The organism is Lentimicrobiaceae bacterium, assembly GCA_020636745.1.
In the GTDB taxonomy this organism is placed as follows: Bacteria; Bacteroidota; Bacteroidia; order Bacteroidales; family Lentimicrobiaceae; genus Lentimicrobium.
Genome location: JACJXH010000012.1, coordinates 1 through 22,259, shown reverse-complemented (window position 1 = coordinate 22,259; position 22,259 = coordinate 1). Strand labels below are relative to the sequence as shown.

Sequence of the window (22,259 nt, the reverse complement as noted above, 5' to 3'; positions counted from 1 at the left end):
CTCCACTTCCGCTGCACCATGCAGTGATGCCAGTGACTTTATGGTACTGACCATCAACGCCCAGGCCACTGCCTTTGCCGGTGATGATGCTACCATTTGTGAAGGTTCAGCTTACACCATCAGCGATGCTGTGGCTACCGATGCTGCATCTATCCTGTGGACAAGCAATGGTACCGGCAGCTTTGACGATGCCACCGACCAAAATCCGACTTACACGCCGAGTGCAGCAGACCGACTGAATGGTTCGATTATCCTGACCATGACAGTTACCAGCGCCTCACCATGTGTAAATGCCGTTGACCAGATGACGCTGACTATCAGTCGTCAGGCTGTAGTCAATGCGGGCCCGGATTCTCAAATTTGTGAAGGACAGTCGTTTGTAACCAGTTTTGCAAATGCAGTTAACACTGAAAGTGTACTCTGGACTTCAAATGGCACAGGATCATTTGTGGATTCCGGCTTACTTGAAACTACCTACATACCGAGCAGTGATGACATACTGAATGGCTCAGTTGTACTTACTCTTACCGGTATATCAGCCAGCCCCTGTCCGACAGATGACGATTTTATGGTACTTACCATCAATAGGCAGGCTATTGCGAATGCTGGTCCGGATGATATCATTTGTGGCGGAACACCTTATACGCTCAGTGAAGCATCAGCCACCAACCAGTATTCAGTATTCTGGACTACTACCGGTACTGGTTCGTTTAACAGTCCGTACAGTATCAATCCTACTTACACACCAAGTCAGAATGATATCGACGATGGCGCTGTTACACTTATTATGACTGCATTCTCGGTTGGTGCATGCTCAACATCTGTTGATGAAATGATATTAAGTATTCAGGCTCCAGTTGAAGTATTTGCTGGAAATGATGCTATCATTTGTGAAACTGGCACATTTACATTAGCTGAAGCCACATCACTCAACACCATTGGGTTACTCTGGTCAACTTCAGGAACCGGGACATTTGATAATTCTGCAATACTGAATCCGGTATATACGCCAAGTGTTGCCGATATCGCATCGGGCTCGGTTATTCTCACCCTCACCGGCGAAGCACCAGTGCCTTGCGATGTTGTAACAGATGAGCTAGTATTGACTATTAGTCGTCAGGTTATTGTAAATGCTGGAGCTGATGCTTCTATCTGTGAAGGAACTGCTTATATTCTTGAAGATGCAACTTCGCAGTACGCACAATCTTTGCTTTGGACATCAAGTGGAACAGGATTCTTTAACAATCCATCGCTGATTAATCCGACGTATACTCCGAGTCAGGCTGATATAATCAATGGTTCAGTTGTTCTTACTCTAACGGGCAACCCAACATCGCCTTGTGCTATAGATATAGATCAGATGATACTCACCATTTCGCGTCAGGCAGTTGTTAATGCTGGCAGTGATGGATATACTTGTGAAACAGCTCCGTTTACGATCACATCGGCTACAGCTGCAATCTACAGTTCACTGCAATGGACCACTTCTGGTACCGGAGAGTTTGTGAATCCGGCTGTCCTGAATGCTGTTTATCAGCCGAGCGCTGCCGATGTAGCTGCAGGCTCTGTAACGCTTACGCTTACGGCACAGTCAAATGCACCGTGCGGCGAAGCCATAGATGCCATGACATTGTTCATCAGCGATCAGGCTATTGCTGATGCAGGAGTTGATATTACCATCTGCGAAGGTTCTCAGGCTGTGCTATCTACGGCAGTTGCCGCCAATGCGACAGCAATACTCTGGACAACCAGCGGTACAGGCTTATTCAGCAGTGTCACTGTTCAGAATCCCGTTTATACACCAAGTGCATCTGATATCTTGAATGGCTCGGTAATACTTACCATGACTGTTTCATCAGCAGCTCCGTGTGCCGGCGACGCTGATCAGATGACCCTTATCATCAACAGGCAGGCAATTATTAATGCAGGTGTTGATGCAATCATCTGTCAGGGAAGTGATTATACGCTCACTTCATCTATGGCTCAGAATGCCACCTCGCTGTTTTGGACAACTTCTGGTACAGGAACATTCAGCGATGATACTATACTTCATCCGGTTTACACGCCAAGTGTAGCTGACATTAGTGCTGGTTCAGTTATCCTAACATTAACAGCTCAGTCTGATGCTCCATGTGGATTTGATATGGATGAAATGGTGCTTACAATTTCACAACAAGCTGTTGCCTATGCAGGTGGCGATGCCACTATTTGTGAAGGCTCTTCTTATTATCTTGAAAGCGCTGTTGCAACATCTGCTGCTTCTGTATTTTGGACTACAACCGGAACGGGTTACTTTAACAACCCTGTACTGGTCAATCCAACATATTTCCCAAGTGCAAATGATATTCTTGATGGAAATGTTACATTAACAATGTATGTTAATTCGGATGCTCCTTGCGACGGAAGCAGTGACCAGATGGTACTGAATATATCTCGTCAGGCAGAAGTAAATGCAGGAGCTGATGCTGTCATCTGTCAGGGCTCAGTATTTATGCTTGATCAGGCTTCACAGTCCAATGCAAGTAGTATTTTATGGACAACGAGTGGTTCGGGAGTATTCAGTAATCCGGGCATTTTGAATCCGGTTTATACACCATCATCAGCTGATATTTCGGCAGGTTCAGTTGTTCTTACACTTACTGCGCAATCAATAGCGCCATGTGGTTCTGTTTCTGATGCCATGGTATTGAATATATCACTTCAGGCTACGGCCAATGCTGGAGTTGACGCAAGTATATGCGAAGGTTCGTCCTATACATTATCCACAGCTTCAGTGTCAAATGCTACTCAGGTAACGTGGAGCAGCAATGGTTCAGGCTCATTTAATAATGTGAACCTGATAAATGCTACCTATACACCAAGTATTGCTGATATACTGAATGGAAATGTAACATTAACTCTTACTGTTTCTTCTGAAGCGCCTTGTGCCGGAGATGTTGACCAAATGGTACTAACCATCAGCAATCAGGCTACAGTAAGTGCAGGTGAAGACGCTAGTATTTGTGAAGGTTCTGTCTATCAGCTTACTAATGCTATGGCTTCTGATGCTGCTAGTCTGCACTGGACGTCATCCGGTTCAGGTACTTTTGATGATGCTAATATCCTAAACCCGGTCTATACGCCTAGCATGGCTGATATTATTTCTGGCAATGTAACTCTCACACTTACGGCTCAGTCAGTTCTTTGCCCACCGGTAAGTGATGCGATGGTGCTTTCCATTTCGCGTCAGGCAACTGCTTATGCCGGAGGTGATGCTGCCATCTGTGAAGGTTCATCCTACTTACTCAGTAATGCAACCGTGGCATTTGCCCAAACTGTTATGTGGTCAACAAGTGGCACAGGAAACTTCAATAATCCGTCACTTGTAAATGCAACTTATACACCGAGTGCATCTGACATTTTGAATGGCACAGTTACTCTTACCATATCTGTTAATGCAGCTTCGCCTTGTGCTGCCGTTTCCGACGCAATGGTACTTACCATTTCACGCGAGGCTGAAGTAAATGCCGGGGCTGATGCCACTATTTGTGAAACTGAAACCTTTACCATTTTTGGAGCTATGCAGTCAAATGCCGTTTCATTGACATGGACTTCTTCCGGCGATGGATCATTCAGTGATGCAAACATCCTTAATCCGGTTTACACACCTGGCTTGAATGATATTATTTCAGGTAATGTTACTTTGACAATAACCGGAATGTCATCAGAACCTTGTGGTGTTAGCACTGACCAAATGAGGCTCTTTATTTCGCGTCAGGCAACAGCAAATGCCGGTGAAGATGCTACTATTTGTATGGATGATAGTTATTCTGTTACAGGAGCTTCAGCAACATATCAGTCTTCAGTACAATGGTCAACCAGCGGTACCGGTTCTTTCAACAACGCAAACCTGATGAATCCGGTTTATACCCCGGGAGTTAGCGATGTGTTAAATGGTCAGGTTGTTTTAACAATGGAAGCTGTTTCTGAGGCTGGATGCAGCACAGCAACAGACCAGATGGTGCTTACTATTGCGCAAAAAGCAACCGCTTATGCGGGACCAGATATGACCATTTGTCAGGGCAATCAGCTGCAACTACTTGCTGCAACTGCAAGCAATTACACTTCGGTTTACTGGACATCCGATGGCGAAGGCTCTTTCATCAACGGAAATACGTTGTCGCCAATTTACATTCCATCTGCTACTGAAACAGGTATTGTATTGCTTACCCTGAATGTAACAGGAGCCGAAGCTTGCGGAAGTGAATTAGTAACTGATAATCTGAAACTTACAATCAATGCCGGTGTTGTTGCCAATGCGGGTGAAGATCAGTCTATTGCATACAATACTACTACAATTTTGAGTGGTACTGCTATAAATGGTTCGGGGTCCTATACCTACAACTGGCAACCAGCTTCATTGTTGCTCAACAGCAATTCTACCAATCCTGAAACCAGGCCATTAACCAACCATACAGAGTTTGTTTTACTCGTTACAGATGTGGTTACTGGCTGTCAGGATACAGATGAAGTGATGGTAATGATAGATGGAATCAATTATCCGCCGGTAGCAGTTGACGATTATGATACTACCAGATTCAACACAAGTGTAGTTGTTCATGTTACTGATAACGATAGTGATCCGGAAAACGATGCACTTTCAGTAAGTTTCTGCAGTTATCCTGAAAATGGTTTGGTAGTGATAAACAGCGACAACACGATTACTTATACTCCTTATGCAGGATTTGCCGGCGATGATTCGCTCTGTTACAGAATTTGTGATAAGGGTATACCGGTCATGTGCGACGAAGCCATGATTTACATACATGTGTTGCCCGAGCCTACCATTGATGATATAGTCATCTACAATGGAGTATCACCTAATGAAGATGGAAATAATGACATCTGGAAGATTAAAGGTATTGAAGGGTTCCCCGACAATACAGTGAAGATCTTCAATCGTTGGGGCGATAAAATCAATGAAATGTCGCATTACGACAATGTGAATGTATATTGGGATGCTACCAACTCCAAAGGTGAAATGGTTCCTGATGGTACATACTACTACATACTTGAAATCAAGGACGTGAAAACGTTTACCGGATGGATTTATGTAAGAAGCGAAAACTGATTCTGAAAATATAAAAAACACAATCAAATGAAAAAGATAACCGGTTTAGTATTCCTGTTAATCAGTTTCTCGGCTTTTGCCCAGCAGGATCCGCTGTTTAGCCAGTATATGTTTAATAAACTGGCTTTAAACCCGGCTTATGCCGGTAGCCGCGAAATGCTCACCATTGATATGCTTGACAGGTATCAATGGGTGGGCATTGATGGAGCTCCCCGTACTTTTACTGTGGCCGCCCATATGGCAACCCGCAACAATAAGGTAGGATTGGGCTTATATGCATACCGTGATGCGCTCGGCCCGACAATAAATCAGGGGCTGATGGCTACTTATGCTTACAGGCTCTTATTGGGGAAAGGCACCTTGTCTTTCGGACTTCAGGGTGGATTTAAATACTTTGATTTCGATTGGAGACAGATGAATGTTGAAGATCCGGACTATACGTTTAATCCACAGGATGTGCAACGGATGATACCTGACGCCAACTTTGGGGTTTATTATCAGAATAACCGGTTTTTTGCAGGTTTGTCATCCAAACAACTTTTTCAGAATGAATATGGGCTGGCTGTTGTAAATGAGAAAACAACCTATACAAAGCTCCTCAGGCACTTTTATGGCATGGCCGGAGTGGCTGTCCCTATTGACGATAAAATTGTTTTCAGGCCTTCTGTGCTGGCTAAATTTGTGAAAAATGCCCCGATGCAGGTTGATGTGAATGCCAGTTTGTTGTTTAGTAACATTTTTTGGATTGGAGCATCTTATCGTACTGAAAAAGCCATAGTTTTTATGACAGAGTTCAGAATTTCTGAGAAGTTTAGGGTGGGCTATTCTTATGATATTTATCTGAATGAATTACAGCCTCATAACAAAGGTTCGCATGAAATCAGGCTGGGAATAGACCTCGATCTTTATAAAGAAAGAATGCTTACACCCAGGTTCTTTTTCTAGCAAACGGCAAAATTCTGTTTTTGGGCTGAAGCTTTGACTGATATAAAAAATAAGCAAATGAGAAATATTAAAATTATTCTTGCAACCCTGTTTCTGGTTACTGGCATGCAGGGATTTTCACAAATCAAGAAGGCCAACAGGCAATTTGAATTATACAAGTATGCCAGGGCAATTCCTTTGTATCTCAAAGCTGCTGAAAGCCGCGATGATGTTGTGAAAAAGGAAGCAACAATCAAACTTGCTGACTGTTATCGGTTTACGAATGATGTTGCCGAAGCAAGATCGTGGTATCAAAGAGTCACTGAATTCAATGATATTGAGCCGGTCAATTTTTATTATCTGGGACAGGCTGCCCGAAGCCTTCAGGATTATGATCAGGCTAAAGCAGCTTTTGAGAAATATGCAACATTGGTTCCTGATGATCCCAAAGGTAAACTGTATGCCGGTTATTGTGCTTTAATGGCTGAATGGTCAAAAAAATCACCCTCAGCTGAAGTTAAAAATGCTGATAATCTTAATTCAACTTATTCTGACTTTGGTCCGGTTTTCTTTGAAAAGGGCATCGTTTATACATCCGATAGAAACCCAAGCCTGCTCGAGAACAAAAGGTATGGTTGGACTAATTTTAATTATCTAAATCTGTTTCAGGCTGATCCTAAATATTACAAAGATTTCTGGGGGCCCATGCATAATCCAACCCCTATGTCATCAAAATTTAACCAGTCGTACCACGATGGACCTGCTTCATTTTCTGACAACTTCAGCAAAATTTTTATTACGCGCACTGTTATAGATAAAGTTCAAAGAGTTAAAGGTGCTCCTCTAACTTATGTTTTAAAGATTTTCTATGCAAATCTGAGCGAAGGAAAGGATGGATACATCGAATTTCCTTATAATAGCGATAGTTATTCTGTGGGCCATCCAACCATTTCTTCCGATGGAAAACATTTAATTTTTGTATCAGATAAACCCGGAGGTTCCGGAGGTTCCGATCTTTACTCATCAGAGTTCACTGGTGGCAAATGGAGTGAGCCTGTTAACCTGGGTGGAGTTATAAATAGCATCGGGAATGAGGTTTTTCCTACGCTGGTTAATGATTCGCTGCTCTATTTTGCTTCTGACGGACATCCCGGATACGGAGGCCTTGATATCTTTCTTTCCCATCTAACCAATGGAAAATGGAGTGAACCTGAAAACCTCTATGCACCGCTTAACTCTTCCTATGATGATTTTGCCATTGCAGTTTCAAAAGATTTAAAATCAGGCTTTTTTAGTTCCGACAGGCCTGGCGGTAAAGGCAGCGATGATATTTACGCTTTTAAAAATGCTGCTTATCCAAAAATGAAAGAGGTTGAAGCTCAGCAAATCATTGCAAAAGATATGAACGTGAGTGGCTATGTTAAAGACAAAACTACCGGAACGCCATTGGCCGGAGCTCAGGTGTTTGTGCTGAATACGAAAACAAATAAAGTCAGAGTACTCGAAACAAATCCGGAAGGTTTTTTTACTACTCCGGTCGAAAAAGATGTGCTTTATGTTACCAAAGCAGTTAAGCCTGACTATCTGACTGATTGTTTGAATTTCAAAGTTGATGTGACAGATACTGTCACAAATCAGGAAACACCCCGGGATTTGCTTCTTGATAAACTGGAAGTGGATAAAGTATTTCGCGTGGAGAATATTTATTATGATCTTGACAAGTGGTTCATCAGAGAAGATGCCAAGCCTTCACTCGATAACCTGGTGGCTATCCTCAAACAATATCCAATCCGGATCGAACTTTCTTCTCACACCGATTGCAGAGCCTCTGACGAGTATAATGATGAGTTATCTCAAAAAAGAGCTGAGGCTGCCATCAGATATATTGTCCTTCAGGGAATTGATCCTTCACGTTTGATAGCAAAAGGTTATGGAGAGAAAAAACTTATAAATAAATGCCAGGATGGTGTGCAATGTACTGAAGAAGAGCATCAGGCAAATCGCAGAACGGAGTTTAAAATTTTGTCTATCGATAAGCCAGTTCTGAATCAGTCATTAAAACCATCATTATTTAAAACGGGCGAAGAGGTAGATATTTATTTATTTGAACCTGATTTCTTTAACAAGTGTTTTGAAACTGCTGACACCCCTGAAAATAATCAATCTGCATTATCTGGCAAAACAATGTCAGCAGATAAACCATCAACGGAAACTGGTTTAAATAACATGGTTAATAATGAAATTTGCTTTGGTGTTCAGTTGCTGGCTTCTGCTTCAAAAATTAGTTTGACTGACCCTGAACTTAAGGGAATTGCCCATGTGCAATGTTATGAATCAGGAAAATGGTATAAATATATTGCAGGCTGTGAAGCTGATTATTCGAATGCGGTTCAGTTGCGTAAACAAATAGCTGACAAAGGTTTTAAGGATGCTTTTGTAGTAAAGATTGAAAACGGGAAAATTATGGCAGCCCGATAGCGCTGTTGGATGAACAAAAAGGGAGCTGATATTTGAATCAGCTCCCTTTTTTATGTTTTAGAAAATAGTTCATCAGTAAATCCGAAGCCTGTATGATATCTGCTTCTTTGAGGCTTCGCTGAAATGAAGGGTTTAGAAGGGTTTGAAGCCGATAATGCTACGTACTTCCTTAATGGTTTTTGAAGCGCTCTCGCGGGCTTTATCGCGGCCTATGGCAGCTACTTTGCGGAGGTACTCATCATTGGCCGACAATTCCCGGATTTTTTCACGGAAAGGTTCTGTAAATTGAATAGCATCTTCGGCCAGCTGTTTTTTCATATCACCGTACCTGATTCTGCAATTGTTATATTCTTCTTCAAAAAATGCAAGGGTTTCAGGTTTTGATAAAGCTTTCATCAGATAGAAAATATTTTCAATTGCCTGAGGTTTAGTCTGGTTGGGTTCTGTTGGCCCGCTGTCAGTTACCGCTTTCATTACTTTTTTGCGGATAACTGTCGGGTCGTCGCTTAGGAAAATAGCATTGCCTTCACCTTCCGATTTGCCCATCTTGGTGCTTCCGTCAAGCCCTGGAATTTTAATCAGCTGCTCGCCAAAGTTATAAGCAACAGGCTCAGGGAAATAGTCAACATTATACAAACGGTTAAAACGATTGGCAAAAGTTCTGGTCATTTCAAGATGTTGTTCCTGATCTTTTCCAACAGGCACTTTGTGGGCTTTGTGAATAATAATATCAGCAGCCATCAGGGTAGGATAGGTAAGCAATCCGGCGTTGATATTATCAGGCTGGGTACGTGCTTTATCTTTAAAAGAAGTAACGCGCTCCAGTTCGCCCAGATAAGCATTCATATTGAGAAACAGGTACAGTTCAGCAGTTTCGGGGAGGTCACTTTGCAGATAAAGAGTGGCTTTTTCCGGATCGAGCCCGGCAGCCAGGTAATCAACCAAAACACTTTTAACGTTCCCATGTAAATCAGCAGGAGTGGGATGAGTGGTAAGGGAATGATAATCAGCTATAAAGAAATAGCAATGATTTTCGTCCTGCATTTTAATGAAGTTACGTAAAGCTCCAAAATAGTTACCCAGATGTAGATTACCTGTGGGTCTGATTCCACTAACGACTGTATCCATGTTCAGTATTAAATAAAGAAAAACCTCCGGTAACTTTTAACAACCGGTACTGCAAAAATAATATATAATTTGGTAAGAAATCAGATGATTTATCAATGCTTAAGGCCGATTACATCTTAATTTCGTCTTCAACTTTGTTGAAAAAATGGTATTCAAGCAAATGATAGGAAGGCATTGGTTTAAGCCTGATCCAGCGTTTAAAGGTTGCATACCATTTCATGCGTATCGACGGGAATCCCTGGGTGAGATAAGCATAAATATATGGGTGAATGGCAATCTTAACAAACGGTTCATTTTGGTCCTGAATAAGATAGCGGATATTGTTTTCTATCTGGTCGATCAGGATAATGCTTGGTTTAATTTCACCGGTGCCGCCACAAGCAGGACATTTTTCAAGAATCTGAACATTCATTTCAGGGCGAACCCTTTGACGGGTAATCTGCACAAGTCCGAATTTGCTTGGAGGAAGAATTGTATGCTTGGCATGGTCACGACTCATTTCCTCTTTCAGTTTCTGATAGAGTTTACGTCGGTTGGCCCCATCATGCATATCGATAAAATCGATAACGATAATGCCCCCCATATCGCGCAGCCTGAGCTGGCGCGCAATTTCTGCAGCTGCCTCCAGGTTTACTGCAAGAGCATTCATTTCCTGTGAAATTTCAGAATTTACCCTGTGACCGCTGTTGACATCTATTACATGAAGAGCCTCGGTATGTTCAATTATCAGATAAACCCCACTTTTAATGGTAATAATTTTACCAAAGGAGTTTTTTATCTGTTTGTCAATTCCAAAATGCTCAAAAATGGGAACTTTGCCTTTGTAGAGTTTTACAATATCAATTTTGTCGGGCGCAATGGTTTTGATGTAAGCTTTAATTTCTTCGAATAGCCCCGGATCATTTATGTGGATATTGTTGAAAGACTCATTCAGCAGATCGCGAAGAATGGCTGTAGTGCGATCTATTTCACTCAGGATTTTTTGAGGGGCTTTGGCGCCTTCTAATTTTGCAACACAGGCTTCCCATTTGGCAATGAGGCTGCGCAAATCGTTGTCAAGGTCAACAACTTTTTTGTTTTCGGCAACAGTGCGGATAATAACTCCGAAATTCTTTGGTTTGATGCTGGTAATCAAGCGCTTTAGCCTGTTGCGCTCATCAATGCTTTTAATTTTCTGCGAAACAGAAACGCGTTGAGAAAATGGCACCAAGACCAAATATCGTCCTGCAAAAGAGATTTCTGAAGAAACTCTGGGCCCTTTTGTGGAGATGGGTTCTTTGGCAATCTGAATAAGAACCTGTTGGTTTGGCGTTAATACAGAATTAATTTTACCGGTTTTTTCAATATCCTGTTCGGGATCAAAATCACTGATTCCCGGCGCATCCGGTTTGCCAGCAATGTAATGCTTCAGTAATTTATTTAATGAATTAACCTGTGGGCCGAGATCCAGATAATGGAGGAAGGCATCTTTTTCATACCCGACATCCACAAATGCAGCATTGAGGCCGGGCATAATCTTTTTTACCCTACCCAAATAGATATCGCCTACTGCAAAATTGCTATTACTCTTTTCTTTGTTTAATTCAACGAGGTCCTTGTCTTCAAGCAATGCAATATTCACCTCCGAAAGACCCGCATCGATAATCAGTTCTTTATTCAACTCCTGATTTTTTATGTGGTGAGCGCTACCTTTATATATACACAAATCAACAGGTAGGTATCACCTGTTGTTCGAATCGGTAAACAAAAATAGGAATAATTCCATCATATGGCCACGCAGAACCTGTTAAGGCCATATGATGGTATTTCCCGTAATTAAGAAAACTTATTTCTTTTTATGCCTGTTCTTGCGCAAACGTTTTTTCCGTTTGTGAGTGGCCATTTTATGTCTTTTTCTTTTTTTTCCGCTTGGCATGATAAATGTTTTTTAAAAATTGAACAACTGCTTATTTTACCTTGTTTTTAACGTCAAATACGAAGGTCTTAGCAGGTTTAAAAGCTGGGATGAAATGAGCCGGAATGATAATTGTAGTATTCTTTGAAATGTTACGTCCGGTTTTTTCTGCCCTTTTCTTTGTAGTGAAACTACCAAAGCCCCTGAGATATACGTTTTCACCGTTGGCCAAAGAGTTTTTAACTGCATCCATGAAAGCCTCAACAGTTTGCTGTACGGCAACCTTTTCAATATTGGTCTTACTAGCAATTTCAGCTACAATTTCTGCTTTTGTCATGTTGATTTTGAGTTTTAATGATTTGAGAATAAATTTTTTAAACGGGGTGCAAATATACAGGTTTTTGTGACAAAATTAAAATTATCTGTTTTTTTTGCTCCCAATTGCCTCTATTTAAGTGTTTTTCGGAATTTGCTTATGGATATTCAAAAATTATTGCTCGATTGGTATCAAAATCATAAAAGAAATTTGCCCTGGCGACACACACGCGACCCCTATAAAATTTGGGTTTCGGAAATTATTCTTCAACAAACCAGAATTGATCAGGGCCTGGCCTATTATCTCCGGTTTCTTCAAAAATTTCCTGACATTCAGTCCCTTGCCAATGCTGATGAAGAAGATGTTCTGTCTGTTTGGAAAGGCCTTGGGTACTACAGCAGGGCCCGAAATATGCATTTCTCAGCTAAACTTATTATAGATAAGTTTGACGGGGTTTTTCCTGCTGCTTATGATGATCTTATTTTATTGAAAGGCGTTGGACAATATACTGCAGCTGCTATTGCTTCCATTTGCAATCATCAGGCAATACCAGTGGTCGATGGAAATGTTGTCAGGGTATTTTCAAGGTTGTTTGGTGTGCACGAACCTGCCGGAAGCCCAAATTCACAAAAAACAGTTTTTAACCTGGCTCAGTCGCTCATTCCCCGGTCTGAACCCGGTGAGTTTAATCAGGCCGTTATGGAATTCGGAGCCTTGCACTGCAAACCCGCAAACCCGCTATGTGAAGACTGTATGCTGCAAAAGACTTGTTATGCTTATGAAAAAGGATTAACAGATAAGCTTCCATTGAAAAAGAAAGAAGTTGTAACCCGCAATCGTTTTTTTAATTACATATGTTTAGTGTCAGAAAATAAAAACATTATGATGATTAAACGAACCGGAAATGATATCTGGCGAAATTTATGGGATTTGCCTATGACAGAGGCTGACCATTTGTTTTCTTTGGGTGAAATGAACGCAAATGCTGATTTCAGGAAATTCTTCAATTCAGTTGAAGATGTTCAGTCTCATTTCTTCGATTTCAAACACATACTCACTCATCAGCATATTTATGCCCGTTATTTTATTGTAAAACAGGATGGTATTCACCCGCAACTAAATTCAGATGAAATCAGGCTTGTGCAAAATCCTCATTCTGATGGTTTGCCCATTCCCCGTCTTACCGAAAAATTCCTCCAGAAATACTTCCATTTTTAGTTGTTATATGCCTAAAAGGCTGGCATTAAAATCTTGGTTTCCTACCGATTTGAATGTATATTTGTGGAACATTTACAATTATAAAAGCGAGAAAAATGGCAAGAGGCGTTAACAAAGTGATTCTGATTGGTAATCTCGGGAAAGATCCTGAAATTCAGAATTTTGACAAGGGAGTTAAAAAGGCATCGTTTTCACTGGCTACTACAGAAACATACAGAAACCGTGATGGGCAGGATGTTGAACAAACAGAGTGGCACAATATTATTTTATGGCGTGGGTTGGCCGAAGTAGCCGAAAAATATCTCAGGAAGGGTTCTCAGGTATACATTGAAGGCCGTATTCGTAATCGCTCATACGAAAAAGATGGTCAAAAAAGATATATAACCGAAATTGAGGTGGATACACTTAATATGCTGGGTGGACGTTCTAATGCTGAAAACCAAACAGTTTCAGCCCCGGCAGCATCTCATGAAAATTTAAATCCGGCACCTCCGGTAATTCCTACCGAAAAAGACGATCTTCCCTTTTAATTAAAGTATTTATAAAGAGAGCGGTGTTGAAGTTTATCAGCACCGCTCTCTTTTTATAAAGTTGATTTATCAAACCCTAACCTCTTCCGCTTAACGATTTAGGGATTCGTCCGTTTTTAATGGCTTCGGAACGCAACCTGCGGCCCACAATCCGCTCAACCATGTTGCCTGTTTCAAGAACCCGATCAATATCCAGATTGGTTTCAATGCCCATTTCGTCCATCATTACCACCATATCTTCGGTACTCACCAGCCCGGTAATTCCGGCGTCTTTGTAGTAATAGGAACCGGTTCCGGCTACAGGCACACCATCCACAAAGTTGGCCGGCTGTCCGCCGATTCCTCCCAGTGTAGATTCATAATTGGTCATTCCGGCCTGCAGGGCAGCCAGCACATTGGCCAGGCCCCAGCCACGGGTGGTATGAAAGTGTACGATGTGCTTTTCGGGCCGTGGAATGCTGTCGAGCAGCATCGAAAAGTAGCGGTAAACGCGGTCGGGCGATGCTGAGCCATCATGGTCGGCATGTTCCACATCGTTGGCTCCGATATCGAGCCAGCGTTGTGTAAACTCAATGGCTTTCTCCATTTTGGTGGGGCCCTCGATAGGGCATCCCCAAATGGTGCTCACGGTTCCGTTTACTTTTATGCCGGCATCGTGTGCCATGGGAATGTATTTTTCGGCCATTTTCCAGTAATCATCAAGACTTAATCCTGAATTTTTGATATGATGTGACTCACTGGTAGAAACCATAAGCAGGATGCGATCGGGCCCCCAGCCTTCCTTGCGGGCTTCGATGGCCCGTTCAATGGCCTTTTCGCGGATAGTAACCGCGGTAAGGCTCACGCCATCTATCAGATGCGCAATAGTTTTGCTCTTGCGGATGCTTTTCAATATCACATCGGCATCCTTAAACTGCGGCATGCCTTTAGGGTTGCCCAGATTGGTGACTTCAATGTGCTTAAATCCCGAAAGGATAAGCTGTTCAGCCACCCAGAGCTTAGCCTCGGTGGGGATAAATTTTTCTTCGTGCTGAAAACCATCACGCACCGTGATGTCGCCTATAGTTACTTTTTTGGGGTAATTCATGATTTGAATGTTTCAGATTTTAAACGCAATCCATTGAGTATTGTTCATCATCCCGGGGAGGCGAACAAATCAGAATTGCATCTCAGGCACTTCGCCATCCACTATCAACTTCCCTTCGGTAGCGGCCTTAATTTCATCCACACTCACACCGGGGGCGCGTTCAAGTAGTTTGAAGCCATCGTCGGTAACTTCAATCACCGCCAAATCGCTCACAATTTTCTTAACGCAGCGCACACCGGTTAACGGCAGGGTACATTCTTTAAGCAGTTTCGATTGCCCGTCTTTACTGCAATGCTGCATGGCCACCACAATATTTTTGGCCGAAGCCACCAGGTCCATGGCACCGCCCATGCCTTTTACCATTTTCCCCGGAATTTTCCACGAGGCTATATCGCCCTTATCGGTCACTTCAAACGCGCCAAGCACCGTTAAGTCAACGTGCCCGCCGCGTATCATGGCAAAGCTCGTGGATGAGTCGAAAAACGAACCGCCCGGCAAAACGGTAACGGTTTGCTTGCCGGCATTTATCAGGTCGGCATCGGCATTACCCTTTTCGGGAAACGGTCCCATCCCCAGCATACCGTTTTCCGACTGCAGCACCACTTCAACACCTTCGGGCACATAATTGGCCACCAGGGTTGGAATGCCAATGCCAAGGTTCACGTAATACCCGTCTTTCAGTTCCTGTGCAATGCGTTGCGCGATTTGTTCTTTTGTTAAAGCCATACTTTTCCTAGCTATTTATGTTGGTTTGTTTTTGAAGTCGGATTTCGGATACCGATAGGTTATCAGAACAGAAGTCAGAATCCGCTCGCCTCGGGAGCTCGAAGAGATAACGAGAGATGCCGGAAGTCAGTGCATTAATGTCATGCCTATAACTTCAATTGAGATGCTGAATGTACAACAAAATTACTTTTATTCATTCGATTCTTTTAAAGAATTTTTCATTTTTGATTTAGGCTGATATCGATGTTTGCAGAGTCGTTTACCGGCTTGGCACAGACGGGTCGAATTATTTAGAAGTATTCTAAATTTCCTACCTTTTCAAGGTTTGTTAAAAGATGTTAATTCCACGTATAAAAATCGATTAATTTTGAAAATAGCATTTAACCAAGCGCTTGCGTAGTTTATAGCATTTTATCCTCACGGAGATTGGTATTTGAGTCTATATTTTAATAACAGACAATAGGATAGGTGCATTGGTTAAATTCTCCAAAGCATAAACCTACAATAATTTTTAATTAATCAACTCAACCCAATATTTATAATCATTTTAACTATAGAAATACAATATTATGAAAATCAAACAATTACCCCCCCCCACACGATTTATATCTGAGTCGTGGAAATCAGGAAGAATAGCACTTGCTGTTCTTTTCATCTTTTTAAATTTAGCAGTGGTTGGAGAATTAAAAGCACAATTGCAGACATACCTTAATGGTGCAACACCTGCCACTACATTTCAATCTATTGAGAATAAGATGTTACCGTATCTTGAGAATCTTAAGTTTGTTACCGACATTCAGGGAAGATTGGTTGTTTCTTTTGCATTATCAGGCAGTCAGGGACAGCAGGTATGGGATACCCGCCAGGTTGAAAAAGGGGTGTATGTATATACCCTAAAAGCAGGAACTGTAAGCAAACAAGGCAAACTTGTTCTTCAATAATTATTATTCATCAGGTCCATCCCGGGTTATTCGGGATGGTCCTTTTATTCTTATTGCAATGCGGCCTTTCGTTTTAAATATACTGTTTCTCCTTCTTACGCTCGATTACGGCTATGCCCAGAACAATAAAATAGTGTGGCAACAATGCCTTGGAGATGAGAAGGATGCCTATTATTATTCCGTTACCCGAATCCGCGATGGTTATTTTCTCACCTTGGGAATAAATTCAGGAGGTGAAGCGAGCAATTACCACGGCAGCGCAGATATCTGGGTATTGCGCACCGATACGCTGCACAATGTGCTGTGGGAAAAATGCTATGGTGGATCAGATACGGATAATCCCCGCAAGATTGTGCCCATTACCGATTCTACCTTCTATATATTTGGTTCAGCCTGGTCGCTCGACGGGGATGTGCAATCGGGCACCAATGGGTTTAACGATGTATGGGTAATAAAAATAAACGGGCAGGGCGATATACTGTGGGAACAAACGTATGGTTCGCCCTACTACGATATTATGAATGGTCTCATTGTTACTCCCGATGGCGGTTTTGTTTTTATCGACCGGGTGGATAACCCGGGCGGTGACATTACCCAGTTTTATGGTGCTTACGATGTGTGGATGTGCAAGTGCGATGCCGATGGCAACATACAATGGCAAAAAACCCTGGGTAGTGAAGGCCTCGATAACGGGGTGTCGCTGATAATTAACCGGCGCGGCAACATCATGATGGTGGGGCAGGTGCAGTATCACGGGGGCATGGTTACCTGCTACCCCCAGGGGGCTATTGGCAATGTATGGCTGGTAGAGCTCGATATGCAGGGCAATATCCTGTGGCAGGAATGCTATGGCGGTAGCGATTACGAAGCTGGAATTAATGTAATAGAGGTTGATTCAGGCTATATTTTTACCGCAGTTTCATATTCAAACGATGGTGATGTAAGCGGGCATCATCAGCCTTATGGTCTTGATGGTAAACCTGACTTATGGGTTGTGAAAATTGACACCTCAGGCAGTATTGTATGGCAAAGATGTTTAGGAGGTTCTGAAAGAGAGTATCCTATGGTATTATTCACAACCAGTTCAAGTGAAATCCTTATTTTTGGGGAAACAGCTTCTAACGATGGTGATGTTGCAGGCAATCATTCATATGCCGGCAAATTAGATGTATGGCTTGCAAAGCTTGATTCCAACGGTACATTAATAGGTCAGCAGTGTTTTGGTGGCCTTATGGATGAATATCTGAATACGCATTCGGTGTCGAAAATTAACGATTACCGGTATATTATAGCGAGTGAGGCTAAAATTGCCAATAACAACGATGTACAATGTACGTTCCATGGTGGTAATCCACCGGAAGATGCCTGGTTTTTCGAGATCAAGGATTGCGGTTATTATGCCCCGGCCATTCCAACGCAACCCCAGGGGCCTGTATGGGTTTACACCTCTTTAACTTCACAAAGCACCTACACCCTGTCGGCGGCGGCCAATTCAAACGGGTATGTATGGGAGCTTTCGCCACCCTCTGCCGGCTCACTAACCTCGGATAGTACTGCGGCCATTGTAATCTGGAACAGCAGCTTTAAAGGCACAGCCGGCATTAGAGTATTTAACTTTAACGAATGTGGCAACAGCGCCTGGAGCGATACATTGTATGTGCATGTTGATACTACACTTTCAATTCACGAACCCTCAGCAATTGTTTTCAATGTTTATCCCAATCCCGCCGGTAATTTTGTTGTTTTTGAAATACAAAACGCACACATGCAAGGTTCAATTGTAATTACCGATATCACCGGCCGGCCGGTAGCCACGTTGCCGCTAACCGGCCAAAAAACGGTGTGGCAAACCGAAGGAGTAACGCCGGGGGTATATCTGTACCGGCTGCAAAGCGGGCAGGGAAGTGCCTGCGGTAAATTGATGGTTGCGCCCTGGTAGGGCAGGGAAGAAGCTCAAAGCACAATGTTAAAAGTCTCAAGCGACAACAGTTTGTGTGGAAGGCCTACTACCTGACAAAAATGCCGTGCCCGGACAGTGGGCTATAGAACACAACTCATTAAAAGTTAAATATTCACGTTAAACACGCAAAATCATGAATACAACGCAAAAAGAAATAAGCATCATTATGATGGTGTTCATGCTAATGGCCCCGGCTTATATAAACGCCCAAACCTATATGCACCTGCCCGATTCAAATGCAACATGGATTATCCGATCGGGGGATAGTGAGACTCAATATATTGACATGGTGTATATCCCTGATGTTGATTATGATACACTGATCAATGGACTTACCTACGTAAAATTGATGATTGTAGATGCTGTTTTTTTTCCACCATTCACACCATGGCCAGATCCTTCCTTGGTTTATGGTCCTGGTTACTATGGGGCTTACCGCAGCGATGATTTAGGTCGTTCATATTTAAAAATTCCTGATGATAACTGGAGCCTGGGGGGTGAAGAAATTCTTTTGATGGATCTTACAGTTCAGAAAGGGGATACAATATGGCAACTCCCAACCTATTCTTCTTACGATTTTGAATATATTTTTTCCGACTTTAGAGTTGATTCAATAGATTATATTGAAAATGGCTCTTACAATAGGAAAAGAATCATGCTAACAAATTTGAATCCTCCCTGGGGCACCGAATGTGATTTTCACTGGGTTGAAGGACTTGGGAATGTATCTTCGGGGTTTCAGAATGTAGTTGGATGTGGTTTTGAAAATGTTCATTTATCTTGTATTAGCATTAGTGATAGTATTTTTTTTGGCGGTTGGGAATGGGATCCGATTCCCGGCAATTGTTATTATCCGTATGTCACAGCAGTAAATCAGGAAGAAATTAAAATCCCCCTGTTGGTTTATCCTTCACCTGCCGATGACTATGTTATTTTTGAACTCAACACCAATGACAGAAACGGCACCGTAACCATTACCGATATCACCGGCCGGCCTGTAGCCACGTTGCCGCTAACCGGCCAAAAAACGGTATGGCAAACCGAAGGGGTAAAGCCGGGGGTGTATTTGTACCGGCTTCAAGGCGGGCAGGGAAGTGCATGCGGTAAATTGATGATTGCGCCCTGGTAGGGCAGGGAAAAAGTAAAAAGGCTAAAGGAAATAGTAAGAGGTTTGCCTGAATGATTAAGATGCTGAGCCCTGGCAGTGGGGTAAAGAACAGCATTTCCAGTACCGATAGCTAACAGAACCATGAAACGCTTGCTGTAATTCATTGTGGTTGAATTGTTAGCTTTTATGCGGAAAAATTTCATTTCTACTTTACAGGAATCGGTTTGGAACCTGGAAATTGGAATTTTATTCCTTCTCCGTCAACCGTTCAATCCTCTTCTCATAATCAACTCCCTGAAAAATCCGTTGAACAAAAATTCCGGGGGTATGTATCTGGTTGGGATCAAGTTTGCCGGCTTCAACCAATTCTTCCACCTCGGCAATGGTAATTTTGCCGGCTGTAGCCATTGCCTGGTTAAAATTGTTGGCGGTATGGCGATAAATCAGGTTTCCGTGGGTGTCGCCTTTCCAGGCTTTTACCAGCGCAAAGTCGGCGGTAAGGGCCATTTCGAGCAGGTGAGGTTTGCCGTTATATTCACGCACCTCTTTCCCTTCGGCCACTTCGGTACCGTATCCGGCCGGAACGAAGAAGGCAGGAATGCCGGCTCCACCAGCGCGGCAACGCTCTGCCAGTGTTCCCTGGGGTATCAGCTCAACCTCCAGCTCGCCTGAAAGCAACTGCCGTTCAAATTCGGCATTTTCGCCCACGTACGACGAAATCATTTTATGTATTTGATGGTTCTGCAGCAGCAAACCCAGCCCAAAATCATCCACGCCGGCGTTGTTCGAAATACAGGTAAGTCCTTTTACACCGCTGGCAACCAGTGCGTTAATGCTGTTTTCGGGGATGCCGCTGAGTCCGAACCCGCCAACCATCAGCGTCATGCCGTCGGCAATGCCTTCAATGGCTTCTGTTGCGTTTTTTACTGTTTTATTCATCTCAGGAAAGTTAAATAGCTTTTAAAGGAGTGCCGGTAATGCTGATTTGCCTGTTTCAATCGATTGCACCGGCACGCCAATTGCCAAATATAACGAAAACTTAATCACATGCAAACAATTACTCTTTTAAATTGTGAAAAGGCTGTTGACAAGGGCAAATGAGACGAGGGGATTAGTTGGGGCTGAGTTTATCCCTGAAAAAGTCGTCAACCGTAGTGTTGAACTTTTTGTGATAATCCATCAGCGTGGCATGCGACGAATTGGGCAATATCCACAGAAATGCGCGGGGAATTGACTGCGCAATCAGCAGGGTATGTGCGGGCGGAATTACATCGTGGTCGCCGCCGATAACCAGCGCAGGGCAGTGAATCTGCCTGAGATCGGCTGCTCTAATGCGGGGTTCGAGCAGGTCGAGGCCAAGCAGTTTACGCTGGTTTTTGGTTTCGGGTGTCTGACTGAGATTTCCCAAACGGGCGTATTCCTGTTTCATCCAGTTTAAGTCGTTCGGATAAAGACTGCTGCTGTCGGGCTTCAGATTGGCGCCGGTTATGGCGAGTCGCTTTACCTTATCGGGATGCCTTATGGCGAGTAATAGTCCGGTAATTCCCCCGTCGCTCCAGCCCAGTACATTGCACGAATCGAGGTGCAGGCTGTCGAGCAGGGTGCTAACGTCGTCGGCCATCATATCAAAACTTAGGGTATCTGATGGATCGGCCGATTTTCCCTGCGCGCGGCTGTCGATGGCAATTACATGATATTCCTTTTCAAAATAGGGAATCTGGCAGGAGAAACTCCCGATGGATCCGCCGTTGCCGTGTAGAAGCACCAGTGGTTGGCCTTTTCCATAGTGTTCAACATACAGTGAAATGCCCCTGAGGTTGTAATACCGGCCGGTGTGCTCGTTTTTGCCAAAATCGCGGGTATTGCAGGGGTTGGGATTCTGGGCGTATAACTGCAGCACCGTTGCGGTCAAAGAAATCAGCAGTGTGGACGTAAGAAAGTGATAAAAAGCGGATGTCTTCATGATGATACCATTTAGTTGTTCCATTCACCGGCCAGACGAACGGCTTTGAGTAAAAGTTCGGTATTCAGATGATGATGGGCGTTTTTTTCCTGTAAAAACGAAACCAGACTCAGTGTATCGAGGTTGCCCACCAGATCGTAACCAGTCATGGGGCAGCCGCCCACGCCACTGATTACGCCTTCGTACCACCGGCAGCCGGCATTCCACGCCGCTGATAGCTTGGCATACCACTCGCCGGGGCGGGTGTGCAGGTGCAGGCCGAATTCCATTGCGGGAAACCGCTGCAGCAGCGAGGTGTACACTTCGCCAATCAGCGGCGCCGATGCAATGCCAATGGTATCGGCCAGGGTAAAGGTTGTAATTCCTTTTTGCCCGAGCTTTTCTAATTGATGCGACAGAATATCTATACTCCAGGCATCATTGTAAGGGTTGCCGAATGCCAGACTAATGAATACCCTGAGCTCTTTGCCGTTGGCAGCACAGATTGACTGCAGCCCGTCAATGATGGCTTCGGCCTGACGGGCATCGGCATTGATATTTTTTTTCAGAAAAGTTTCGGAAGTGGAGTACGGAAACCCGATGATGTCCAACCCGGGTTGGGCGGCGGCCTCATTGCCTCCGCGCAGATTGCCCACAATCGCCATCAGCCGGGTGTTACTTCCTGTTTTGTCAACCATTTCAAGCACCCTGCCGGCATCGGCCATCTGCGGTATTGCTTTGGGCGAAACAAAACTGCCGAAATCAATCACATCAAAACCTACCTTCATCAGGGTATTGATGTACCCAGCCCGCTTTTCGGGCGCGATGATGTAGGGCAGGCCTTGCTGGGCATCGCGGGGACTCTCGGTAAGTTTGATGATTTCGTTATCTTTCATG

At 43.5% G+C, this 22,259-nt stretch carries 16 protein-coding genes; 8 read left to right on the top strand and 8 right to left on the bottom strand.

The window, feature by feature from the left end:
• The 3 genes from H6541_14410 to H6541_14400 form a co-directional block, all read left to right on the top strand.
• On the top strand, window positions 1–5,110 hold a 5,110-nt coding region (locus tag H6541_14410), incomplete at its 5' end, for a gliding motility-associated C-terminal domain-containing protein (GenBank protein ID MCB9016976.1).
• Between the two features lie 27 nt (window positions 5,111–5,137).
• On the top strand, window positions 5,138–6,055 hold the full coding sequence (locus tag H6541_14405) for a type IX secretion system membrane protein PorP/SprF (protein ID MCB9016975.1): 918 nt from the start codon (window positions 5,138–5,140) through the stop codon (window positions 6,053–6,055).
• 57 nt (window positions 6,056–6,112) lie between these two features.
• A complete protein-coding gene (locus H6541_14400) occupies window positions 6,113–8,512 on the top strand; it encodes an OmpA family protein (GenBank protein MCB9016974.1) in 2,400 nt (799 codons plus the stop codon).
• 132 nt (window positions 8,513–8,644) lie between these two features.
• Here the strand turns inward: H6541_14400 and trpS are convergent, their stop codons facing one another.
• The 3 genes from trpS to H6541_14385 all read right to left on the bottom strand — a co-directional run bounded on the left by trpS (window position 8,645) and on the right by H6541_14385 (window position 11,871).
• Window positions 8,645–9,640, bottom strand: coding sequence for a tryptophan--tRNA ligase (gene trpS, locus H6541_14395; GenBank protein ID MCB9016973.1), 996 nt, complete (start codon window positions 9,638–9,640; stop codon window positions 8,645–8,647).
• Between the two features lie 109 nt (window positions 9,641–9,749).
• Window positions 9,750–11,300, bottom strand: a complete 1,551-nt coding sequence (locus H6541_14390; protein ID MCB9016972.1) for an Rne/Rng family ribonuclease — start codon at window positions 11,298–11,300, stop codon at window positions 9,750–9,752.
• A gap of 286 nt (window positions 11,301–11,586) precedes the next feature.
• Window positions 11,587–11,871 (bottom strand): integration host factor subunit beta, encoded by a 285-nt coding sequence (locus H6541_14385; GenBank protein MCB9016971.1) that lies wholly within the window; start codon window positions 11,869–11,871, stop codon window positions 11,587–11,589.
• Window positions 11,872–12,009: 138 nt separating this feature from the next.
• Here H6541_14385 and mutY point away from each other — a divergent pair, with 138 nt between their 5' ends.
• Both mutY and ssb read left to right on the top strand, forming a co-directional pair.
• The gene (gene mutY / locus H6541_14380) at window positions 12,010–13,068 is read left to right on the top strand and encodes an A/G-specific adenine glycosylase (protein MCB9016970.1); all 1,059 of its coding nucleotides are present in this window, start codon (window positions 12,010–12,012) and stop codon (window positions 13,066–13,068) included.
• Between the two features lie 95 nt (window positions 13,069–13,163).
• Window positions 13,164–13,598, top strand: coding sequence for a single-stranded DNA-binding protein (ssb, locus tag H6541_14375; GenBank protein MCB9016969.1), 435 nt, complete (start codon window positions 13,164–13,166; stop codon window positions 13,596–13,598).
• A gap of 76 nt (window positions 13,599–13,674) precedes the next feature.
• On the opposite strand, the gene H6541_14370 is transcribed toward ssb, so the two are convergent.
• Window positions 13,675–14,685, bottom strand: a complete 1,011-nt coding sequence (locus tag H6541_14370) for a pyruvate carboxyltransferase (protein ID MCB9016968.1) — start codon at window positions 14,683–14,685, stop codon at window positions 13,675–13,677.
• A gap of 69 nt (window positions 14,686–14,754) precedes the next feature.
• Window positions 14,755–15,411, bottom strand: coding sequence for a CoA transferase subunit B (locus H6541_14365; GenBank protein MCB9016967.1), 657 nt, complete (start codon window positions 15,409–15,411; stop codon window positions 14,755–14,757).
• Between the two features lie 569 nt (window positions 15,412–15,980).
• Here H6541_14365 and H6541_14360 point away from each other — a divergent pair.
• From H6541_14360 to H6541_14350, 3 genes are all read left to right on the top strand, one after another.
• Window positions 15,981–16,352 (top strand): T9SS type A sorting domain-containing protein, encoded by a 372-nt coding sequence (locus H6541_14360; GenBank protein MCB9016966.1) that lies wholly within the window; start codon window positions 15,981–15,983, stop codon window positions 16,350–16,352.
• 58 nt (window positions 16,353–16,410) lie between these two features.
• The gene (locus H6541_14355; protein ID MCB9016965.1) at window positions 16,411–18,291 is read left to right on the top strand and encodes a T9SS type A sorting domain-containing protein; all 1,881 of its coding nucleotides are present in this window, start codon (window positions 16,411–16,413) and stop codon (window positions 18,289–18,291) included.
• Between the two features lie 154 nt (window positions 18,292–18,445).
• Window positions 18,446–19,441 (top strand): T9SS type A sorting domain-containing protein, encoded by a 996-nt coding sequence (locus H6541_14350; protein ID MCB9016964.1) that lies wholly within the window; start codon window positions 18,446–18,448, stop codon window positions 19,439–19,441.
• 225 nt (window positions 19,442–19,666) lie between these two features.
• Here H6541_14350 and H6541_14345 read toward each other — a convergent pair whose 3' ends face one another.
• From H6541_14345 to H6541_14335, 3 genes are all read right to left on the bottom strand, one after another.
• Complete coding sequence (locus H6541_14345) at window positions 19,667–20,359, bottom strand: CoA transferase subunit A (GenBank protein ID MCB9016963.1); 693 nt, start codon at window positions 20,357–20,359, stop codon at window positions 19,667–19,669.
• Window positions 20,360–20,531: 172 nt separating this feature from the next.
• On the bottom strand, window positions 20,532–21,383 hold the full coding sequence (locus tag H6541_14340; protein ID MCB9016962.1) for an alpha/beta hydrolase: 852 nt from the start codon (window positions 21,381–21,383) through the stop codon (window positions 20,532–20,534).
• An 11-nt stretch (window positions 21,384–21,394) separates the two neighbouring features.
• Window positions 21,395–22,259: hydroxymethylglutaryl-CoA lyase (locus H6541_14335; GenBank protein ID MCB9016961.1), on the bottom strand; the 865-nt coding region annotated here is incomplete at its 5' end.

Excerpts from the sequence above, each read along its gene's own strand:
- H6541_14405 (MCB9016975.1), top strand. The coding sequence starts at position 5,138 with ATGAAAAAGATAACCGGTTTAGTATTCCTGTTAATCAGTTTCTCGGCT.
- H6541_14400 (MCB9016974.1), top strand. The coding sequence starts at position 6,113 with ATGAGAAATATTAAAATTATTCTTGCAACCCTGTTTCTGGTTACTGGC.
- trpS (MCB9016973.1), bottom strand. The coding sequence starts at position 9,640 with ATGGATACAGTCGTTAGTGGAATCAGACCCACAGGTAATCTACATCTG.
- H6541_14385 (MCB9016971.1), bottom strand. The coding sequence starts at position 11,871 with ATGACAAAAGCAGAAATTGTAGCTGAAATTGCTAGTAAGACCAATATT.
- mutY (MCB9016970.1), top strand. The coding sequence starts at position 12,010 with ATGGATATTCAAAAATTATTGCTCGATTGGTATCAAAATCATAAAAGA.
- ssb (MCB9016969.1), top strand. The coding sequence starts at position 13,164 with ATGGCAAGAGGCGTTAACAAAGTGATTCTGATTGGTAATCTCGGGAAA.
- H6541_14370 (MCB9016968.1), bottom strand. The coding sequence starts at position 14,685 with ATGAATTACCCCAAAAAAGTAACTATAGGCGACATCACGGTGCGTGAT.
- H6541_14365 (MCB9016967.1), bottom strand. The coding sequence starts at position 15,411 with ATGGCTTTAACAAAAGAACAAATCGCGCAACGCATTGCACAGGAACTG.
- H6541_14360 (MCB9016966.1), top strand. The coding sequence starts at position 15,981 with ATGAAAATCAAACAATTACCCCCCCCCACACGATTTATATCTGAGTCG.
- H6541_14355 (MCB9016965.1), top strand. The coding sequence starts at position 16,411 with ATGCGGCCTTTCGTTTTAAATATACTGTTTCTCCTTCTTACGCTCGAT.
- H6541_14350 (MCB9016964.1), top strand. The coding sequence starts at position 18,446 with ATGAATACAACGCAAAAAGAAATAAGCATCATTATGATGGTGTTCATG.
- H6541_14345 (MCB9016963.1), bottom strand. The coding sequence starts at position 20,359 with ATGAATAAAACAGTAAAAAACGCAACAGAAGCCATTGAAGGCATTGCC.
- H6541_14340 (MCB9016962.1), bottom strand. The coding sequence starts at position 21,383 with ATGAAGACATCCGCTTTTTATCACTTTCTTACGTCCACACTGCTGATT.